The organism is Aeromonas sp. QDB25, from assembly GCF_027707725.1.
Lineage (GTDB): Bacteria > Pseudomonadota > Gammaproteobacteria > Enterobacterales > Aeromonadaceae > Aeromonas > Aeromonas caviae.
In genome coordinates this window covers 1-16,939 of sequence record NZ_JAPCIZ010000027.1, presented here as the reverse complement: position 1 = coordinate 16,939, position 16,939 = coordinate 1, and the positions used below count along the sequence as shown (strand labels likewise).

Annotated in this window: 14 protein-coding genes; 1 reads left to right on the top strand and 13 read right to left on the bottom strand. The window is 63.2% G+C overall.

The window, feature by feature from the left end:
- Positions 1 to 18 precede the first annotated feature (18 nt).
- The 13 genes from PG883_RS11375 to PG883_RS11315 form a co-directional block, all read right to left on the bottom strand.
- A complete protein-coding gene (locus tag PG883_RS11375) occupies positions 19 to 627 on the bottom strand; it encodes a LysE family translocator (protein WP_128297278.1) in 609 nt (202 codons plus the stop codon).
- A gap of 120 nt (positions 628 to 747) precedes the next feature.
- Positions 748 to 4,065, bottom strand: a complete 3,318-nt coding sequence (gene mscK, locus PG883_RS11370) for a mechanosensitive channel MscK (RefSeq protein WP_053288265.1) — start codon at positions 4,063 to 4,065, stop codon at positions 748 to 750.
- A 149-nt stretch (positions 4,066 to 4,214) separates the two neighbouring features.
- Positions 4,215 to 5,627, bottom strand: a complete 1,413-nt coding sequence (gene pykF, locus PG883_RS11365) for a pyruvate kinase PykF (RefSeq protein WP_010673615.1) — start codon at positions 5,625 to 5,627, stop codon at positions 4,215 to 4,217.
- 404 nt (positions 5,628 to 6,031) lie between these two features.
- Positions 6,032 to 7,162 (bottom strand): ribosomal protein uL16 3-hydroxylase, encoded by a 1,131-nt coding sequence (locus PG883_RS11360; protein WP_128297277.1) that lies wholly within the window; start codon positions 7,160 to 7,162, stop codon positions 6,032 to 6,034.
- Positions 7,163 to 7,327: 165 nt separating this feature from the next.
- Positions 7,328 to 8,698: an adenylosuccinate lyase gene (purB, locus tag PG883_RS11355; protein WP_128297276.1), complete on the bottom strand. Its 1,371-nt coding sequence runs from the start codon at positions 8,696 to 8,698 to the stop codon at positions 7,328 to 7,330.
- 30 nt (positions 8,699 to 8,728) lie between these two features.
- Entirely contained in the window at positions 8,729 to 9,340 is a 612-nt protein-coding gene (gene hflD, locus PG883_RS11350) for a high frequency lysogenization protein HflD (protein WP_010673618.1), read from the bottom strand.
- A 347-nt stretch (positions 9,341 to 9,687) separates the two neighbouring features.
- The gene (mnmA, locus tag PG883_RS11345; protein WP_010673619.1) at positions 9,688 to 10,794 is read right to left on the bottom strand and encodes a tRNA 2-thiouridine(34) synthase MnmA; all 1,107 of its coding nucleotides are present in this window, start codon (positions 10,792 to 10,794) and stop codon (positions 9,688 to 9,690) included.
- Positions 10,795 to 10,952: 158 nt separating this feature from the next.
- Positions 10,953 to 11,420 carry an NUDIX hydrolase gene (locus tag PG883_RS11340; protein WP_270807223.1) on the bottom strand — a complete coding sequence of 156 codons (468 nt, stop codon included), beginning with the start codon at positions 11,418 to 11,420 and terminating at the stop codon, positions 10,953 to 10,955.
- Positions 11,421 to 11,484: 64 nt separating this feature from the next.
- Entirely contained in the window at positions 11,485 to 12,393 is a 909-nt protein-coding gene (locus PG883_RS11335) for a pseudouridine synthase (protein WP_201896715.1), read from the bottom strand.
- An 82-nt stretch (positions 12,394 to 12,475) separates the two neighbouring features.
- Positions 12,476 to 12,943, bottom strand: coding sequence for a GNAT family N-acetyltransferase (locus tag PG883_RS11330; RefSeq protein ID WP_201896716.1), 468 nt, complete (start codon positions 12,941 to 12,943; stop codon positions 12,476 to 12,478).
- Positions 12,944 to 12,992: 49 nt separating this feature from the next.
- Positions 12,993 to 13,754, bottom strand: coding sequence for a DUF3142 domain-containing protein (locus PG883_RS11325; RefSeq protein ID WP_201896717.1), 762 nt, complete (start codon positions 13,752 to 13,754; stop codon positions 12,993 to 12,995).
- A gap of 3 nt (positions 13,755 to 13,757) precedes the next feature.
- Entirely contained in the window at positions 13,758 to 15,878 is a 2,121-nt protein-coding gene (locus PG883_RS11320; protein ID WP_128296851.1) for a hypothetical protein, read from the bottom strand.
- Positions 15,879 to 16,035: 157 nt separating this feature from the next.
- On the bottom strand, positions 16,036 to 16,659 hold the full coding sequence (locus PG883_RS11315) for a hypothetical protein (protein ID WP_270807222.1): 624 nt from the start codon (positions 16,657 to 16,659) through the stop codon (positions 16,036 to 16,038).
- Positions 16,660 to 16,683: 24 nt separating this feature from the next.
- Between PG883_RS11315 and PG883_RS11310 the strand changes: the two genes are divergently transcribed.
- Positions 16,684 to 16,939, top strand: a 256-nt coding sequence (locus PG883_RS11310) for a transposase (RefSeq protein ID WP_270807224.1), incomplete at its 3' end; no start/stop codon positions are given.

Here is a 16,939-nt window from a genome sequence, read left to right as displayed (position 1 = left end):
AAGGGGAGTCCCGGCGTCTCAGGCGGGGATCAGGATCTCGCGAATGACGGGCACCACTGACAGTACCAGCAGGGCTGCCATCACCTGGTTGAAGCGGCGACGGGCAAGATCGTTTGCCAGCCAGCGCTTGAGCAGGGAACCGCACAGGAGCCAGAGTCCGACGCAGGGGAAAGAGACGATGAAGAAGGTCAGGGCGATGACGAGGTGCTGCTCAAAGGGGTCGCTCCCCGCGCTGGTGAAGGCGGCGATGGCGCCGGTGGCAACCACCCAGGCCTTGGCATTGACCCACTGGAACAGGGCACCCTTGAAAAAGCCGAACGGGCGGGCCCCGTTGCTGTCAGTCATCCCGTCCGTCGGGCGGGCGATGAGCCAGGCAAGATAGAGCAGATAGAGGGTGCCCGCGCACTTGATGAACATGTGGAGTTCGGGGAAGCGGGTAAAGAGCTGGCCAAAGCCCAGCCCCACCAGCAACAGCATCAGGGTGAAGCCGACGCAGATCCCCATGAGCAGGGGCAGGCTCTTGCGTATCCCGACGCTGGCGCCGGCGCTCATCACCATGATGTTGTTGGGGCCGGGGGTGACCGATGCCGAGATGGCAAAGAGCACCACGGCGTAGAGAGAGTCCATTGGGTTCCTCGTGCAGACAGTCCGTTGTCTTCCCTATATTGGGGGCGATCTGCGCTTTCCAAGGCGGGGGGCGGGCAGAAAAAAACAGGCCCCGTGACGGGGCCTGTGAAGCGGGCGGGATCAGACGGGCTGGTTCCCCGCCGGCGGCAGCGCCGGGCGGGATTCCACCTTCTGTTCGTCTCCCTGCATGTTTTTGATGTAGACGTCCATCTGGTTGAACGCGATCTCGATGCCATGCTCGCGGAACAGCACGTCGATGCGGCGGTTCAGCTCGTCGATGGCCGGGTTGCGATCCCCCAGCTCGCTCACGAAGAAGCGCAGCTCGTGATCCAGGGTGCTGGGCCCGAAGGTGAGGAAGTAGACGATGGGGGCCGGGTCTTTCAGCACCCGGCTGTTCTCCATGGCGGCCTGCATCAACAGCTTGCGGGTCAGATCCAGATCCGAGCCATAGGCCACCCCGACCCGGGCGATGACCCGGGTGACGGTGTCGGACAGGGACCAGTTGATGAGCCGCTCTATCATCAGCTGCTGGTTCGGGATGATCACCTCCTTGCGGTCGAAGTCGGTGAGGGTGGTGGAGCGGATCCTGATCTTGTTGACCGTGCCCGAGATGGTGCCGATGGTGACGGTGTCGCCGATCCGCACCGGGCGCTCGAACAGGATGATGATGCCCGAGATGAAGTTGGAGACGATCTGCTGCATGCCGAAACCGATACCGACCGAGAGACCGGCGGCCAGCCACTGCAGTTTCTCCCACTGGACCCCCAGCATGGCCAGCGCCGTCAGGCTGCCCACCCCGATCAGGGCGTAGTTGAGCATGGTGGTGAAGGCGTAGGCCGTGCCCTGGGCGAGACGCAGCTTGGAGAGCACCAGCACCTCCAGCAGGCCCGGCAGGTTGCGGGCCAGCGACAGAGCCGCACCAAACACGAAGAGGCCGGTCAGCACGTCGCTCAGGCTGATGGGATAGAGCACGGCGTTGGCCCCGGTCCCCTCGCTCTTGTGCCACAGCACCACGCTGTCGAGGTAGGTGAAGACCGCCACCAGATCAGACCAGAGCCAGTAGAAGGCGACGCCGAACACCAGCAGCAGCATGATGCGGGTCAGACGCAGGGACTGCTGGCTGACCTCTTCCAGATCCATGGGCTGCTCTTCGATGGCTTCGCCCCCTTCCGCATCCTCCTGGGTCTTGTGTTCCCGCTTGGCGACCGCGCGGCGATAGGCCAGACGACGGGCCGCCAGCTCAAGACCGCGCAGGGCGGTGCGATAGACCAGACCCCAGATGATGATGAGGTAGAAGGACTCGATGAGCCTGCCGGTGAGTTTCAGGGCCGTGTAGTAGTAGCCAAGGGCTGCCAGCACCATCAGGGCCACCGGCGCCAGCGCCAGGGCGACGGCGGTCAGGGTCTGCAACATGCTCGCCTCGCCCTTGATGCGGGCGCGGGAGATGGGCAGCACCAGGTAGGCGGTCAGCCCCAGCAGCAGCATGGTCATGCCCTGACCGATGACGTCGTTGCCAAGGGAGGAGGGCTCCACCACCGCCTTGGTCGACAGCATGATGAGGGGCAGCAGGGGCAGCCAGAGGTAGCGCATGCTGTTGCGCTTGGCCTGCAGCTCGTCCCGCGGCATGCGGAAGTGGGTCTCGCCGATGCCCCCCGGTCGCATCACAGACAGGTAGACGCTGAACACCAGATAGCCGAGGGCCAGGTTCAGGGTGATCTGGAAGATGAGTCTCGGGCTCAGCAGGCCGCAATAGGCGAGCAGCAGGCCGGCGGCCAGGATGAAGAGGGTGCCCGGCAGGCGTTGCAGCACGGTGAACAGCAGGGCACGGGGGGTGTGCCACTGGCTGTCCTGACGAAAACGTCCCAGATCCTTGACGATCTTCTTCTGGCGCTCGAGCAGGGTGCCGCGCTTCCACAGCAGCAGGCCGCCCACCAGCAGCAGCGGCAGGGAGAGCAGGGAGACCGCCAGCAGCATGTCGCCCCAGCCGCTCCAGTCCGGTTTCAGCACCCAGTCGGAGGCCTGCTTGAAGGCCTGGGCCGGCCAGGTGATGAACCACTTGGCATCGATGGGCTTGTTGCTGCTCACCCAGAAGATGTGCTGCTGCAGGGTGAACTCGATGGAGGCATAGACCCGGGTCAGCTGCTGCTGGGTCAGTTGCAGGCTGATGGCGTTGGTGAGCTGGGCATCCATCTGGCGGTTGAGCTGATCCAGCAGGCCGATGCGGGTGTCGATGAGCTTGGCAAGGCTGGCCCTGTCTTCGTCGCTCACCGTCTCGCCGCTGCTGGCGATGAGGTTGTCCAGATACTGGTTCTTCTGGAACAGCTGGTCACGCTGCTGGCTCAGTTCGAACTGGGCCAGGTGCAGGTCGGCGATCTGCTCCTCCAGGTTCTTCACCAGGGTGGAGGGGGCCGCTTCCAGTTGCTGGTAGAGCTGATAGAGGATGCGCGAGAGCAGCAGGTTGCCCTTGAGCATCTGTACCTGTTCGTTGAGGTTGCGCTCGGTCTGGGTGCCGCGCTCCAGCATGCTCTTCGCCTGCAGGTTCTTCTGGGCCAGGGTGTTGAGGCTGTTGGTGGAGCTGATGAGTTGCTGGCTGAGCTGGTAGTTGAGCTCCTGCTCTTTTTGCACCAGGGGGTTGTCTTCGGCGGCCACCAGTTCGCCGGTCTCTTCGGCAGTCTTCTCGGTGTCCCCCAGGCGCTTGGCGCTGCTCTGCTCCTGCAATGCCTGCAGTTTCTGCTCTTCACTGGCGAGACGGGCACTCTGGTAGTCCCGTTGCTTGACCACCAGGTCCTGCATGCTGGTGCGGTTGTCCAGCTCCTTTTGCAGGTTGGCCAGTTGCAGATCCAGCAGGGCCAGTTCGGCATTAAGCTTCATTTTCTCGGCGCTGCTCACCCCGTCCCCGGCGTTGAGGCGGGTGCGGATCTCCTGGCTGCGCTGATAGGCGCGGCTCATGCTGGCCTGGGCCCGCTCCGGCAGGGTCTGCAGGTTGGTGATCTGGCTGCCGATGGTGCCAAGGGCCTCCTGGGCCGCCTGCATGTTGGCCATGATCTCGGGTTGGCGGGCATCGAGCTCCGCCAGGCTCATGGTGGCGTATTCGCTCTTGAGCTGCTCCGGGCTCTTGCCCTGGGTCAGGGCGTCGAGCTTGGCGCCGATCTCCTTGAGCTCTGCCGGCAGGGTGCGCAGGCGTTCGCTCTGGGTTTTGGCCTTGCTCTTCTCCTTGTCGATGCTGTCGAGGAGGGAGAGGGTGTCAGTCAGGAACTTCTGGTCCGCCTGCTGGCTGGCCGTGGGGGTGTCCGACTTGCCGAGGGCGTCGAGCGCCCGCTGCACGGTGGCGCGCTGGGGCAGATCCTGCGCCAGGGTGCTCGGGGTCCAGAAGGTGATGAGTAAACAGAGCAGCGGCAGCAGGGTGGCCGAGGCTCTTTTGAAGCGTGTTGAGAGCATAAAGCGTCCGGGTGATTATGCGATGTTCGGGGGATTTTCCACCAGGGTAAAATCCGCGTGGATTCTAGCACCGGCGCAAGAGGGGCAGCAGGGGGAGAGATAAAAAAAAACGGCGCCCGCAGGCGCCGCTTTCATCGGTTCAGGACTGATTACAGTACGTGAACGGAGGCGGTGTTGGTGGTACCGCTCGGTACCAGGGCACCGGAGACCATGACAACCACATCACCCTTCACGCCCATGCCGATTTCCAGCGCGGCTTCTTTGCCGATGCGATAGAAGTCGTCGGTGGAGGCGATGGAGTCAACCACGTGAGCAACCACACCCTTGGTCAGCACCAGCTGGGCAGCGGTCTTCTTGTTGGTGGTGATGGCCAGGATCCAGGCTTTCGGGAAGTACTTGCGAATGGCCTTGGCAGACTTGCCGCCTTCGGTGGCAACCACGATCAGCGGGGCGTCCAGCTTCTCGGAGGTCTCTACCGCGCCTTTGCAGACCGCTTCGGTGATGCGCAGCTTGTTGCTGTCGTTGGCAGCAGACAGGTTGGACGGCATCACGGCATCGGTACGCTCGCAGATGGTGGCCATGATGGTCACGGCTTCCAGCGGGTACTTGCCCTTGGCGGACTCACCGGACAGCATGACTGCGTCGGTACCGTCCAGGATGGCGTTGGCCACGTCGCCGGCTTCGGCGCGGGTCGGACGCGGGTTCTTGATCATGGAGTCCAGCATCTGGGTGGCGGTGATGACCACTTTGCGGGCTTTGTTGCACTTCTCGATGATCATCTTCTGGGCGAAGATCACTTCTTCTACCGGGATCTCGACACCCATGTCGCCACGGGCAACCATGATGCCGTCGGAGACAGCCAGGATCTCGTCGAAGTTGTCCAGGCCTTCCTGGTTTTCGATCTTGGAGATGATCTGGATGTTCTCGCCGCCGTGGGCTTTCAGGTGCTCACGGATTTCCAGCACGTCTTCTTTCTTGCGAATGAAGGAGGCAGCAACGAAATCAACGCCTTGCTCGCAACCGAAGATGAGGTCGCGCTTGTCTTTCTCGGCCAGGGCCGGCAGCTTGATGGAGACGCCCGGCAGGTTGATGCCCTTGTTTTCGCCCAGGTCACCGTTGTTGAGCACTTTACAGATCACTTCGCGCTCGGTGATTTCGATGACGTCCAGGCCAATCAGGCCGTCGTCAACCAGGATGCGGTTGCCGACGCGCAGGTCGCTGGCAAAACCGGCATAGGTGACGGCGACTTTGTCTTTGTTGCCCACCACGGTCTGGTCGGTGGTGAAGGTGAAGGTCTGGCCGGCGACCAGGGAGACGTCGTTGCCGCCTTCGAGCTTGATGGTGCGGATTTCCGGACCCTTGGTGTCCAGCAGGATGGCTGCGTGCTTGCCGGTTTCGGCCATGACAGCGCGCAGGTTGCTGATGCGACCACCGTGTTCGGCGTAGTCGCCGTGGGAGAAGTTCAGGCGCATGACGTTCATGCCGGCATCCAGCATCTTGCCCAGCATTTCTTTGGATTCGGTCTTGGGACCGATGGTGCAGACGATTTTGGTCTTTTTCATGTCAGTCTTCATGGTTAAGGAATTTCCGCCGTGCAATATACACCAGTTTTTGGATACTTTTTATGATCCAGAAACAACGTTTTGAGCGAAAACGGCCTCAATTTGAAAGATAACGTTTTCGCTCACAGCTCATTTTAGGGGCTAAAATAATTGATTTTCCGCAACTGAGGCCATTTGGTTCCCATTTCTGGCCTCGCATCCTGCCCGATCCCATGTTGTTAAATGACAAACAACAGGGCCCCATTGCGGGGGCGATCCGGCCCGATGCCGTTGGCCGTCATCCAGTGTAGTCACTCCCTCCCGCGGCGTCAGGGCGAAGCAGCGCAAGGCAGGAGCCGGTTGGCCTACAGCGGAAAAAAACGCCGCCCCTCCCGGCACGTCGGGAGGGGCGGCAGCCCTCTGGATCAGCCGAAGAACCAGTAGCCGCGGTTGACCAGCCGGGTCAGCAGTTGCAGGAAGCCCGCCTGATCGGCCAGTTCCACCAGCGCGTCCTGGGTGATGATGTCCTTGTCGCACAGGAGTGTGATGGCGGCCGGATCCTCGCTTGGCAGGGTCCAGGCTTCGCCGTCGATGTAGCAGGTGCGGCTCTCGCCGCTGAACCAGACGCTGCGCAACCCCGGCACCTTGATGGCGGGTTCCCCCTGGCTCAGCAGGTCGGCCACCTCGTCGGCGCTGTAGTCCGGCTCCACCGGATTGACGTCCAGATCGTGCTTGGCCTCGGAGATCATGGTGCCGAACCACTCCTTGAACAGGGTCTCGTCGTCGAGGGCCTGTTGCATCAACTCCCGCAGGCGGTGCAGCTCATGGGGCTGGATTTCCCCGTGGCGGGCGCGGGGCTGGAGGTCCGGGTCGCCGTAACGTTCGGTGCGGATCTCGTTGTCGATCAGGTGATCGGCAAAGGAGGAGACAAGGGCCTTGGCGTCCGGCGCGCGGAAACCCACCGAGAAGTTCAGGGAGGGCTCGATGGCGTAGCCCTCGTGGGGGAATCCGGGCGGGATGTAGAGGATGTCGCCCGGCTCCATGATGGCGTCGATGATCGCCTCGAACGGCTCGCAGTGCAGCAGGGCCGCGTGGGCGGCGAACTCGTTCAAGGGCTTGGCATCGCCGACGCGCCAGTGGCGTTTGCCCTGGCCCTGGGTGATGAAGACGTCGTAGTTGTCGATGTGGGGACCGACGCCGCCGTGAGGGGTGGAGAAGCTCACCATCACATCGTCAAAACGCCAGCCCGGAATGAACTGGAACGGCAGCGCCAGTTCGTTGACCTCGGGAGCCCAGTGGTTGCAGGCTTGCACCAGCACGGTCCAGTTCTCTTCACCCAGGTGATCGTAGGATTCGAAGGGGCCGTGGGCCGCCTCCCACTTGTTGTTGAAGCGGGTGACGAGGCGCGATTCAATCACCTCTTCCATGGCCAGACCTGCCAGCTCGTCCGGGCTGATGGGATCCTGAAAGTCAGTGAAGCCGCCCTTGATGAGCAGTGGGCGCTTCTGCCAGTAGTGCTCTAGGAAGTGAGCGATATCCAGATTGAGTTGGTACATAGATCTTCTCGTCAAAGGGTTCGACAAAGGTCAAGAGAGGTCTTGCCAGAGGCGGTGGCTGGCCTCGGGCAAGACCTCTTGCAAAGGGTGTATAGGGTGCCACATAAAATAACCGGGGCCCTGTTGCAGATCATGCACAGGGCCCCGGTGGTGTCACTTATCCGCTTATTTCAGCAGATCGACCAGACGCTGGGCGTCGCCGATGTAGTTGGCCGGGGTCAGCTTCTTCAGCTCGACCTTGACCGCTTCCGGCAACTCCAGAGTGTCGATGAAGGTGCGCATCCCTTCGGCATCGACGCGGCGGCCACGGGTCAGCTCCTTGAGCTTCTCGTAGGGCTTCTCGATCCCGTAGCGGCGCATCACGGTCTGGATCGGCTCGGCCAGTACTTCCCAGTTGGCATCCAGATCGGCGGCCATGGCGGCGTCGTTGGCTTCCAGCTTGGAGATACCCTTGAGGGTCGCCTGATAGGCAATCAGGGAGTAACCCACCGCCACCCCCAGGTTGCGCAGCACGGTTGAGTCGGTCAGATCACGCTGCCAGCGGGAGATAGGCAGCTTGCTCGCCAGATGCTGGAACACGGCGTTGGCCAGACCCAGATTGCCTTCGGAGTTCTCGAAGTCGATGGGGTTGACCTTGTGGGGCATGGTGGAGGAGCCGATTTCGCCGGCGATGGTGCGCTGCTTGAAGTGGCCCAGCGAGATGTAGCCCCACACGTCGCGGTCGAAGTCGATCAGGATGGTGTTGAAGCGGGCCATGGCGTCGAACAGCTCGGCGATGTAGTCGTGTGGCTCGATCTGGGTGGTGTAGGGGTTCCAGGAAAGGCCCAGGGAGGTAACGAACTCCTCGGAGAACTGGTGCCAGTCCACATCCGGGTAGGCGCTGATGTGGGCGTTGTAGTTGCCGACCGCGCCGTTGATCTTGCCGAGGATCTCCACCGCCATGATCTGCTTGTACTGGCGCTCCAGTCGGTAGGCGACGTTGGCCATCTCCTTGCCCATGGTGCTCGGGGTGGCCGGCTGACCGTGGGTACGGGAGAGCAGCGGCATGTCACGGTACTCAACGGCCAGGCGCTTGAGCTCGGAAATCAGCTTCTCGCAATAAGGCTTGATGACCTCTTCGCGGGCGGTTTTCAGCATCAGGCCGTGGGAGTTGTTGTTGATGTCTTCCGAGGTGCAGGCGAAGTGGATGAACTCGCTGACTGCGGCCAGCTCCGGGTTCACTTCGACTTTCTCTTTGAGGAAGTACTCCACCGCTTTCACATCATGGTTGGTGGTGCGCTCGATCTGTTTGATGCGGGCGGCATCCTGCTCGTTGAAGCTCTGGACTATGCCGTCGAGCAGGGCACTGGCGGCCGCGCTCAGGGCAGGGACTTCCGGTATCCCGGCGTGGCTGGCCAGTTTTTGCAACCAGCGCACCTCGACTTCGACGCGAAAACGCAGCAGGCCGAATTCGGAGAAGATAGGGCGCAGGGCATCGGCCTTGTCGCCATAACGACCGTCAATCGGGGAAACAGCAGTCAGCGCGGACAGCTCCATGGGGTGAACTCCTGATGATTGGTGTGGGGGTTAAAATCGTTTGGCCAGTTCCACCATCTTCTTGCGGGCGAAGATGATCTGGGTACGGCTGCCGCCGAGCTGGCGCCACAGCACCACGGCGCGGATGCCTGCGAGCAGCAGGGCGCGCACCTTGTGCTGCACCAGGGGCTGCTGCAGGAAGAGCGGGGTGCCCGCCACCTGGATGCGTGGCCCGATGGGGCTGATAAGGTCGCTGTAGATGCTCGCCATGTTGGCCAGGATCTGCTCGTCGAGCAGATCGAAATGCTGTTGCTGGCGGCCGATCTGGCTGATCCGCTCCCCCAGCATGTTGAGGATGTCCTTGCGCTTGGCGAGCTTGCGCTCCAGCGCGATCAGGCTCACCACGTAGCGGGTCAGCTCGGCATTCTTCTGGCTGCCGTCGGCCCCCAGCTGTTCCACCAGGGCGCGATAGCCGTCGCGAATGGCCAGGTGGCTGCCGAACACTTCCAGCGGCTGCGTGGGGTTGGTGACCAGAATGCTTTGCAGGCTCTCGCGCAGGGAGGCTTCGTCGCAGGAGCCGTCACGGGCCACTTTCTGCACCAGATAGGCGGCCTGGCAGATGCCTGCGAAGGCCATGGTTCTGTCTTGGAATTTGTCGCTCATATCTTCACAGCCCTGTTCTGTTCTTTCACCGGCCGATGCCATTATCCGGCCTGGAATGTGTCGGCCATGTCTTCACAGCCCTGTTCTGTTCTTTCACCGGCCGATGCCATGATCCGGCCTGGAATGTGTCGGCCATGTCTTCACGGCCCTGTTCTGTTCTTTCACCGGCCGATGCCATGATCCGGCCTGGACGTTGCCAATCATGCATCGCTGCCTGGTACTGTTTTTCTTTGTCCCCTCTCCCTCAGGGAGAGGGTCAGGGTGAGGGTGGTTACCCCCTCATCCCCAACCCTTCTCCCGCGAGGGGAGAAGGGAGTACAGCGCGGACGCTCGTGAGCGCCCAGCCCTTAGACCGGATGGCTGAAACGCTGTTCTATGATGCCGCCGCCCAGACACACTTCCCCGTCGTAGAAGACGGCGGACTGGCCCGGGGTCACCGCAGCCTGCTTCTCGTCGAAGATGACCCGGATGGTCTCGTCGTCGATGGGCTGGATCAGGCAGGGGATATCTTCCTGACGATAACGGGTCTTGACGGTGCAGCGGCGCGGCGCCCGAATGGGGGTGCGATCCACCCAGTGCAGCTGGCTCGCGACCAGGCCGTCGGAGTAGAGGCGGGGGTGTTCCCCTTGTGCCACCACGAGCGTGTTGCGCTCCACCTCTTTGTCCACCACGTACCAGGCCTCTTCGGTGGCATCTTTGCGACCGCCAATGCCAAGCCCCTTGCGCTGGCCCAGGGTGTGGTACATCAGCCCCTGATGCTCGCCGATGATCTTGCCGTCCACGGTTTCGATGGGACCGGGCTGGGCGGGCAGGAACTTGGCCAGGAAGTCCTTGAACTTGCGCTCACCGATGAAGCAGATGCCGGTGGAGTCTTTCTTCTTGGCGGTGATGAGATCCAGCTGCTCGGCGATGCGGCGCACCTCGGGTTTTTCCAGATCCCCGACCGGGAACAGGCTCTGACCCACCTGGGCTTCGCTCAGGGTATAGAGGAAGTAGCTCTGATCCTTGTTGGTATCCAGACCGCGCAGCAGGCGAGGGCGGCCGGTGCTGTCGTCACGGCGCACATAGTGGCCGGTGGCGATGTAGGTGGCCCCCAGCTCTTCGGCGGCGAATTCCAAGAACGCCTTGAACTTGATCTCCTTGTTGCACAGGATGTCCGGGTTCGGGGTGCGACCCGCCTTGTACTCTTCCAGGAAGTGCTCGAAGACGTTGTCCCAGTATTCGGCGGCGAAGTTGATGGTGTGGAGTTTCATCCCCAGCTTGTCGCAGACGGCCTTGGCATCAGCCAAATCCTGGGCGGCAGAGCAGTACTCGTCCGTGTCGTCTTCTTCCCAGTTCTTCATGAACAAGCCTTCGACCTGATAGCCCTGCTGCTGGAGCAGGTAGGCCGAGACGGAAGAATCCACGCCGCCGGACATGCCGACGATCACCTTGATTTGGCTGTTGTCTGTCATTAGTCGAAGTTACCAGTTCGTTTAAACGGGGCGTATTCTACCAGAGTTTTGCGCCCCCGGTCACATCTCCCTGCCGCCGTTCCCCTTGGAAGCCCGGTGGCGGGAAATCGTTTTTCTTGTCTCGGCCCCATAGCGTCAAAAAGAGCGTCCAATGGCGCTTAGATAAAGGCCTTGAGGGCCGACAGCGGCAGGCGGGTGCCTGCCAGATAGTCCTGGATGCACAGCCACACCAGGGGGCTTCGCAGGGCGGGCTTGCACTCGGCAATCTCCTCCAGGCTGAGCCAGTGACAGGCCAGTACGTCACCGTCGGGATCCTCTGGATGGTGCTGACCGGGCGACTTTTCAAGGTCGAAGATGACGGCGGTGCGCACAAAGGTGGCCTCGCTGTCCGCCGGTTTGAAGAGGTAGACCCCGAGCCAGCCGGTGGGAGCGGCGGTGAGCCCGGTCTCCTCCTTCAGCTCGCGGCAGGCCGCCTGGATGAGATCTTCCCCCGGCTCCACGTGGCCGGCGGGCTGGTTGAAGCGGCGCTGGCCCGCAATCTCCTCTTCCACCAGCAAGAAACGCCCCTGCCAGTGCACCAGGGCGGCCACGGTGAGGCGGGTGGGCAGCGGTGGGTGATCGCTCATAAGGACTCCTTGTCTTGTTGGCTTTGCCCCGGCGGGGGCGCTCGATGCAGATCCGCTGTCGCATTCATTCAGAGGGCTTGGTGCGAGCCGGACGGCGGGCGGTGGTGCGCCCGCCGCTGCGATTGGCCGGGCGCGGGTCTGCCCCGCGGCGGTCCCGCCCCTGGGGTGGATCCTGATCTGTTGGCCGGGCGGTGCGGGGGGCACTGCGGCCAGTGCCCCCGGCTGTGGCGGATGCCCGTGGTTTGCCTCGTGTGGCGGCTGGTCGTGGCGCGGGTGCCAGCTCGGGGGCGGGCAGGGCGCGGCTCTCTCCCGGCGCCAGCCCATCGAGGGTCCACTCCCCGATGGCGTAGCGGATGAGGCGCAAGGTGGGGTGGCCGATGTGGGCGGTCATGCGCCGCACCTGGCGGTTGCGCCCCTCCACTATTTTGATCTCCAGCCAGCAGGTGGGGATCTCCCTGCGCTCGCGTATGGGCGGATTGCGTGGCCACACCGCAGGGTCATCCATGATGCGCGCCCCGGCGGGCAGGGTCATGCCGTCGTTGAGTTCCACACCGGCGCGAAGGGCCGCCAGTTTCTCCTCGCTCGGGATGCCTTCCACCTGCACCCAGTAGGTCTTGGGGGTCTTCTCTCCCGGCTGGGTGAGGCGTGCCTGCAACTTGCCGTCGTTGGTGAGCAGCAAGAGCCCTTCGCTGTCTCGATCCAGCCTGCCCGCGGCATAGATGCCGGGCTCGGTGATGTAATCCTTGAGGGTCTCGCGGCCCGCCTCGTCGGTGAACTGGCAGAGCACCATGTAGGGCTTGTTCAAGAGCAGCAGCTTGCGATCCGCCGGGGCGGGGGCCGGTTTGCGCTCGTTGACGCTCCCTGCGTGCCGGGCCTCCCGGCGTTGGGATAGGTGCACCGTGGTGGGCCCGCTGGCCGTGCTGCCTGCGTCAGGGCGGGCGGAGAGGGAGAGACGGGGACGGGCTGATTTCATCGCATGCCTACCAAAAACAGGGGATGGCGGAGTGTACCACAGGGGGCGGCCATCAGGGGGAGAGCGGGGCTTCCCTCTCGGGTCAGGGGGAGGCGGTGTCCGGCGCCAGTGCGAGGGAGAGGCGCAGCATGTCCTTGTGCTGGATGCCGTGCTCCATCAGGGGCTCGGAATAGTGGATGAGGAAGTGATCCTTCACGACGGCATGGACGCGAAAGCCGTGGCGCTGGTAATAGGCGAGCTGGTGGCCGAAGCTGCCGGTACCGAGCTCGACGCGGCCTATCCCCTTCCCGGCCAGGTTCTCCAGCACGAAGCGCAGCAGGCCGGAGCCGATGCCCTGCTGCTGGCGGCTGGGGGCAACGGCGATGTTGAAGATCTCGGCGGTTTGCTCCCCCACCAGGCCCGCCACGCAGGCCCCCACGACCTCGTTGTCCGCCAGGGCGGCAAAGCCCCAGGCCCCGGGCAGGTAGGCGGCGATGCGCGACGCGGCGGGATCGGCCTCCAGCAGCAGGGCCAGCGGCAGGTGGGCGGGGTTCATCTCGACAAACGTCATCCTTGTTTCTCTTCCTGTTTGTGGCGCCCCGATAGGGTTCACCCGCGTCTCAGTAGGCGTCATGCCGGGGAACAGGGGCGCTGGTCCCCGGGATCGGCGCCGGGCGGTTGAGCAGGAAGACCACCTCGCCCCGGTAGTGGGGGGAGGCGGCCAGTGTTGTCTGCCAGGCGGGATCCCACTCCCCATCCTGCACCAGCCCGACCTTGAACGGGATGGTCAGGTGCGCCATGGCGGGCAGATAGGCCTGATATCCCGGCACCGTGCGCGTGCCCTGATAGGTCTGGATCACCAGCTCGTCCACGGGCAGGCGATTGAGCTCTGCCACGTCCCCCGTTTTCGCCCAGTCGAGCAGCCCCGTCACGCTGAGCTTGCACCCGGGAGGCAGGGCGCGCCGCAGTTGTTGCAGGGCGTTGCCATAGCGATCGAGCTGGCGGGTCGCCGCATCGAAGTCGATCTGGATGCCCGCCACCCTGGCCCCGGCCACGCGCCACGCCTCGTAGAGGCGCACCAGCACCTGCTCGTGGGCGGGGGAGAGGGGGAGGGCGTTGACACGCACCACCAGCCAGACCTGCCCGGCCTTGAGGGGGGAGGGAACCCGCCCCAGCTTGACGAAGCGGGAGCCGCCGGGCCTGTCCAGGATCTCCCCCTGATGCAGATAGAGGGTGCTGGCCTGTTCCAGTACCGGCTGGTGGCGGGTGGCGGACCAGAGCCAGAACCCGTGATAGGCGCTGGCATCGACACTGGCCTCAAGGGGGGTGGCCAGGGTCGTCAGCAGCAGCGCCAGCAGGGCGCGTTCAGGGGGTCTGCTCATGGCTCACCAGTAGTATTTGAGGGATCTGGCCCACACCGAGTTGCCATAGCGCTGCTTGAGGGTGTTGAACCAGGCCTGCCGGGTGCGTTTGGGGATCTCCTGGCTGTCGCAACTGTTGTAGCCGGAGGGGGCATAGCACTGGATGGCGCGATAGAGGGCATAGCTCTTGTCTTCGGGCTCCGCCTTGGGGTTGGCCATCACGGCCTGATAGAGGGCGAGGCGACTCGAGAACGTGGGGCGCTCGTCTTGCGCCAGCCCCCAGATCATCTCGCGATCCTGCCACAGGTCGATATGGGGATCCCGGCTGCGCAGATACTCCCCGAAGCAGTTGAGGGCATGACCATCGTCGGGGCGCTGCACCAGGGTGCCAAGGGTCTGGGCCAGATCCCGGCAGTGGTAGCCCTGGGGCGTCCCCTCTCCGCGCCACTGGAACGCCGAGAGGCGCACATCCCCGTTGGGCACGGGTTCCCAGGGCGCGTCGGCGGGAGGGGTCGCCTCCTTGTAATCGGCGGGGATGAGGGCCACATCCTGCAAGAAGGTGGCCGGGTCGCTGGCGATGAGATCCCGCACCAGCAGGGTATGGAGCGCAATCTGCCGCTCCGCCGCGCTCGGGCCCTGACTGGCTTGCTGGCGCAACAGGGCGGGTTCGGCCTCCTGCTTGAGCACGGCCGCGCGGATGCGCAGCTGGGTGATGGGGCTGCCCGGCTGGAAGATGGCGGCCGTGTTGCCGGTGCGCACCCAGTGATCCGCCAGCACGTTCTCCACGAACGCCTGCTGGGCCTGACCCAGGGGGGAGGCCACCAGTGCCATCAGGGCCTGCTCGGCCTTGTCGAAGGCCTTCATGCCCTGCCAGGCCCAGATGCGCAGCATCTGGTGGCTGAATGCCAGGGTGGCGTCCTCCTGCCCCGGGGAGGGCAGGGCCAGCACCTGCTCGAACTGCTTGTCCAAAAAGAGGGCGTAGGCCTTGAGATAGGCCGCCTGCGCCTGGTGACCGGTTTTTTGCAGGTGCGCGATGGCGTCGTCCAGCTGGGCATCTTGCCAGTCCCGCGGCCGCTCATAGGTCGGTCTGAGACCCCGCAGGGCATTGACGAACAGCAGCGCCGGCTGGGCCGAGTCCTGATAGGCCGCCTGATGGCGATAGGCATCGCCACTGAGCAGGGTGAGATCGATCTCGTTGACCAGGGCCTCCAGCGCCGGCAAGGGTTGGCGGGTTGCCATGGCCTCGTCATAGGCATCCCGCAGGGCGCCGAGATCACCGGCCATCCACTGGATGCGTCTGAACAGTCCTCTGGTCGAGCTGGCGTAGCGCCCTTGCGGGTAGGCCGCCAGATAGGCCTGACCCTGGGCCATGGCGCGGCGAAGGGCCTCCTTGTCGCTCCTGGTCACGTCCTGATCGCCGTATTCGTCCTTCGCCTCCTTCATCGCGAGGTTGATCTCCGTGCGCATCACCATGTAGGTCGCGCTCTCGGCCACCCAGGGGGCCTTGGCCTGCTGCAAGGCGGCAAAGCCTGCGCGGGCCTCCTCGAAGCGGCTCTCGTAGAAGTGCCGGGCGGCCTGCAGATACCCCTGCCACTCAAGGGCTGCATCGCTCATTTCGGTCGCGGGGGCCGGGCTCTCCTGCTGCCCCAGGATCAGCAGACGGCTTCGCAGCAGCGACGTGCGCTCCGGGGCGGGCACCTCGCTCTGCTCGAGGGCGTCCAGAAACGCACTGACCGAGGAGAGGGAGTTGGAGATGGCGTGGCCGTAGAGGGAGTCGTGGCCCGCGTAGTGCTCGAGCAGCGGGGGGAGAGACGGGTCGTAGGCGGCCAGCCGGCTGCCGAGCTGCTCGCGCAGCGCCGGGTCCTCCACCTCCTCCGGCTGGGGGAGGCGGGTGAGGTAGAACAGCGGCTGGCTGCGCTCGTTCAGCGGATCCGCCGGCAGGGTGAAGGGCAGGGGGTGATGCTGGGCATCCCCCAGCAGCATCAGCAGGTTGCCCCGGGTGTCGTTCTCGTTGAGATAGAGCGGATAGGTGGGGAGAGGGCAGTCGGTGAGCCAGAAGCCGCACCCGTCACCGTCACCGGAGGCGAGGGCGGGCAGTGCAACCAGCGTCATCGCCAGCACCGAGCAGTGGGTCAGAGATGTCATGGGATCGCTATCCGTTTGTGGGCCCGCGCCGTGCGTGACGCCCGGGCCGGAAAAGGGGGTTCGCAGTGGCGGGCAATAGTACGAAACAGGGTCACAAACGACAACCCATTATGACCTGGTCGGCGCTCTCCCTGTCAGGACGCCTGCTCCATGCCGTCTATTTCGGCGCGGCCTTGTCAGGCCGGTAGCGGGTTTCGGTTATCTGGTCGAGGCGCAGGATCAGGGTGTCACCCCCCTTGAGGCGATAGGCGCAGTGGGCGGTGTTACAGCCGATGCGGATATGGGGTTCATCCCCCAGCAGAGGGGACTGGCTATGGGCCTTACTCTCTGGCCAGTTGCCTTGTTCGAGGTGGGTGATTTGGTCTTTAGCGAGCTCTTCCCCCATAGGTTTGATGTGTTCTGACGCCATGATGACCAGCAAGGGAGGCAGTATAAAAACAGTAAATTTGAAGTAAGTACGTTTTAACCAGCTCAAACAGTGGAAGGTAAACGGAGCAGGATAGTGATGAGCAATCTTGCCTCCTTTTTGCACAATGGGAAGCCGCTCGACAAAGCGAAATAACCACCATGAGAGCCTCAGCCGCCATTTCACTTTGAAAAATAAAAATGTGAGCGAGAGAAACAGTCCGGCTACCGCCGTAACGAGCGGTAGCACATAGGGTAAGAACAGTTGAATGAGCAGATAAAATCCGTGAAATAAGGTGGTGTCTGGGGATAGAGAGAACTCATCGAGCCTGTAAATCCAATTGTGTAACCGCCCACGAATAAGTAACTTTTTCAAAAGGATACCTTCGTGGGTAAGCAAATGGACCAAGACACACTCAAAGCTCTGGCTGCTGAGCTGGCCAAAGACATCAAGTCTGAAAAAGATCTCGGCACCCTCACCCAACAGCTGATCAAGCTCACCGTCGAGACCGCGCTCAATGCCGAAATGGACGAGCATCTGGGCTACCAGAAACACGCCCCACAAGGCCGTGGCACCGGCAATAATCGCAATGGCTATTCCACCAAACGCCTCAAAGGGCAGCACGGAGAGGTCACCATCCAGGCGCCTCGTGACC

What these genes read in the sequence shown, in the direction of transcription:
- PG883_RS11375 (WP_128297278.1), bottom strand. Translation starts at nt 627, where the DNA reads ATGGACTCTCTCTACGCCGTGGTGCTCTTTGCCATCTCGGCATCGGTC.
- mscK (WP_053288265.1), bottom strand. Translation starts at nt 4,065, where the DNA reads ATGCTCTCAACACGCTTCAAAAGAGCCTCGGCCACCCTGCTGCCGCTG.
- pykF (WP_010673615.1), bottom strand. Translation starts at nt 5,627, where the DNA reads ATGAAAAAGACCAAAATCGTCTGCACCATCGGTCCCAAGACCGAATCC.
- PG883_RS11360 (WP_128297277.1), bottom strand. Translation starts at nt 7,162, where the DNA reads ATGTACCAACTCAATCTGGATATCGCTCACTTCCTAGAGCACTACTGG.
- purB (WP_128297276.1), bottom strand. Translation starts at nt 8,698, where the DNA reads ATGGAGCTGTCCGCGCTGACTGCTGTTTCCCCGATTGACGGTCGTTAT.
- hflD (WP_010673618.1), bottom strand. Translation starts at nt 9,340, where the DNA reads ATGAGCGACAAATTCCAAGACAGAACCATGGCCTTCGCAGGCATCTGC.
- mnmA (WP_010673619.1), bottom strand. Translation starts at nt 10,794, where the DNA reads ATGACAGACAACAGCCAAATCAAGGTGATCGTCGGCATGTCCGGCGGC.
- PG883_RS11340 (WP_270807223.1), bottom strand. Translation starts at nt 11,420, where the DNA reads ATGAGCGATCACCCACCGCTGCCCACCCGCCTCACCGTGGCCGCCCTG.
- PG883_RS11335 (WP_201896715.1), bottom strand. Translation starts at nt 12,393, where the DNA reads ATGAAATCAGCCCGTCCCCGTCTCTCCCTCTCCGCCCGCCCTGACGCA.
- PG883_RS11330 (WP_201896716.1), bottom strand. Translation starts at nt 12,943, where the DNA reads ATGACGTTTGTCGAGATGAACCCCGCCCACCTGCCGCTGGCCCTGCTG.
- PG883_RS11325 (WP_201896717.1), bottom strand. Translation starts at nt 13,754, where the DNA reads ATGAGCAGACCCCCTGAACGCGCCCTGCTGGCGCTGCTGCTGACGACC.
- PG883_RS11320 (WP_128296851.1), bottom strand. Translation starts at nt 15,878, where the DNA reads ATGACATCTCTGACCCACTGCTCGGTGCTGGCGATGACGCTGGTTGCA.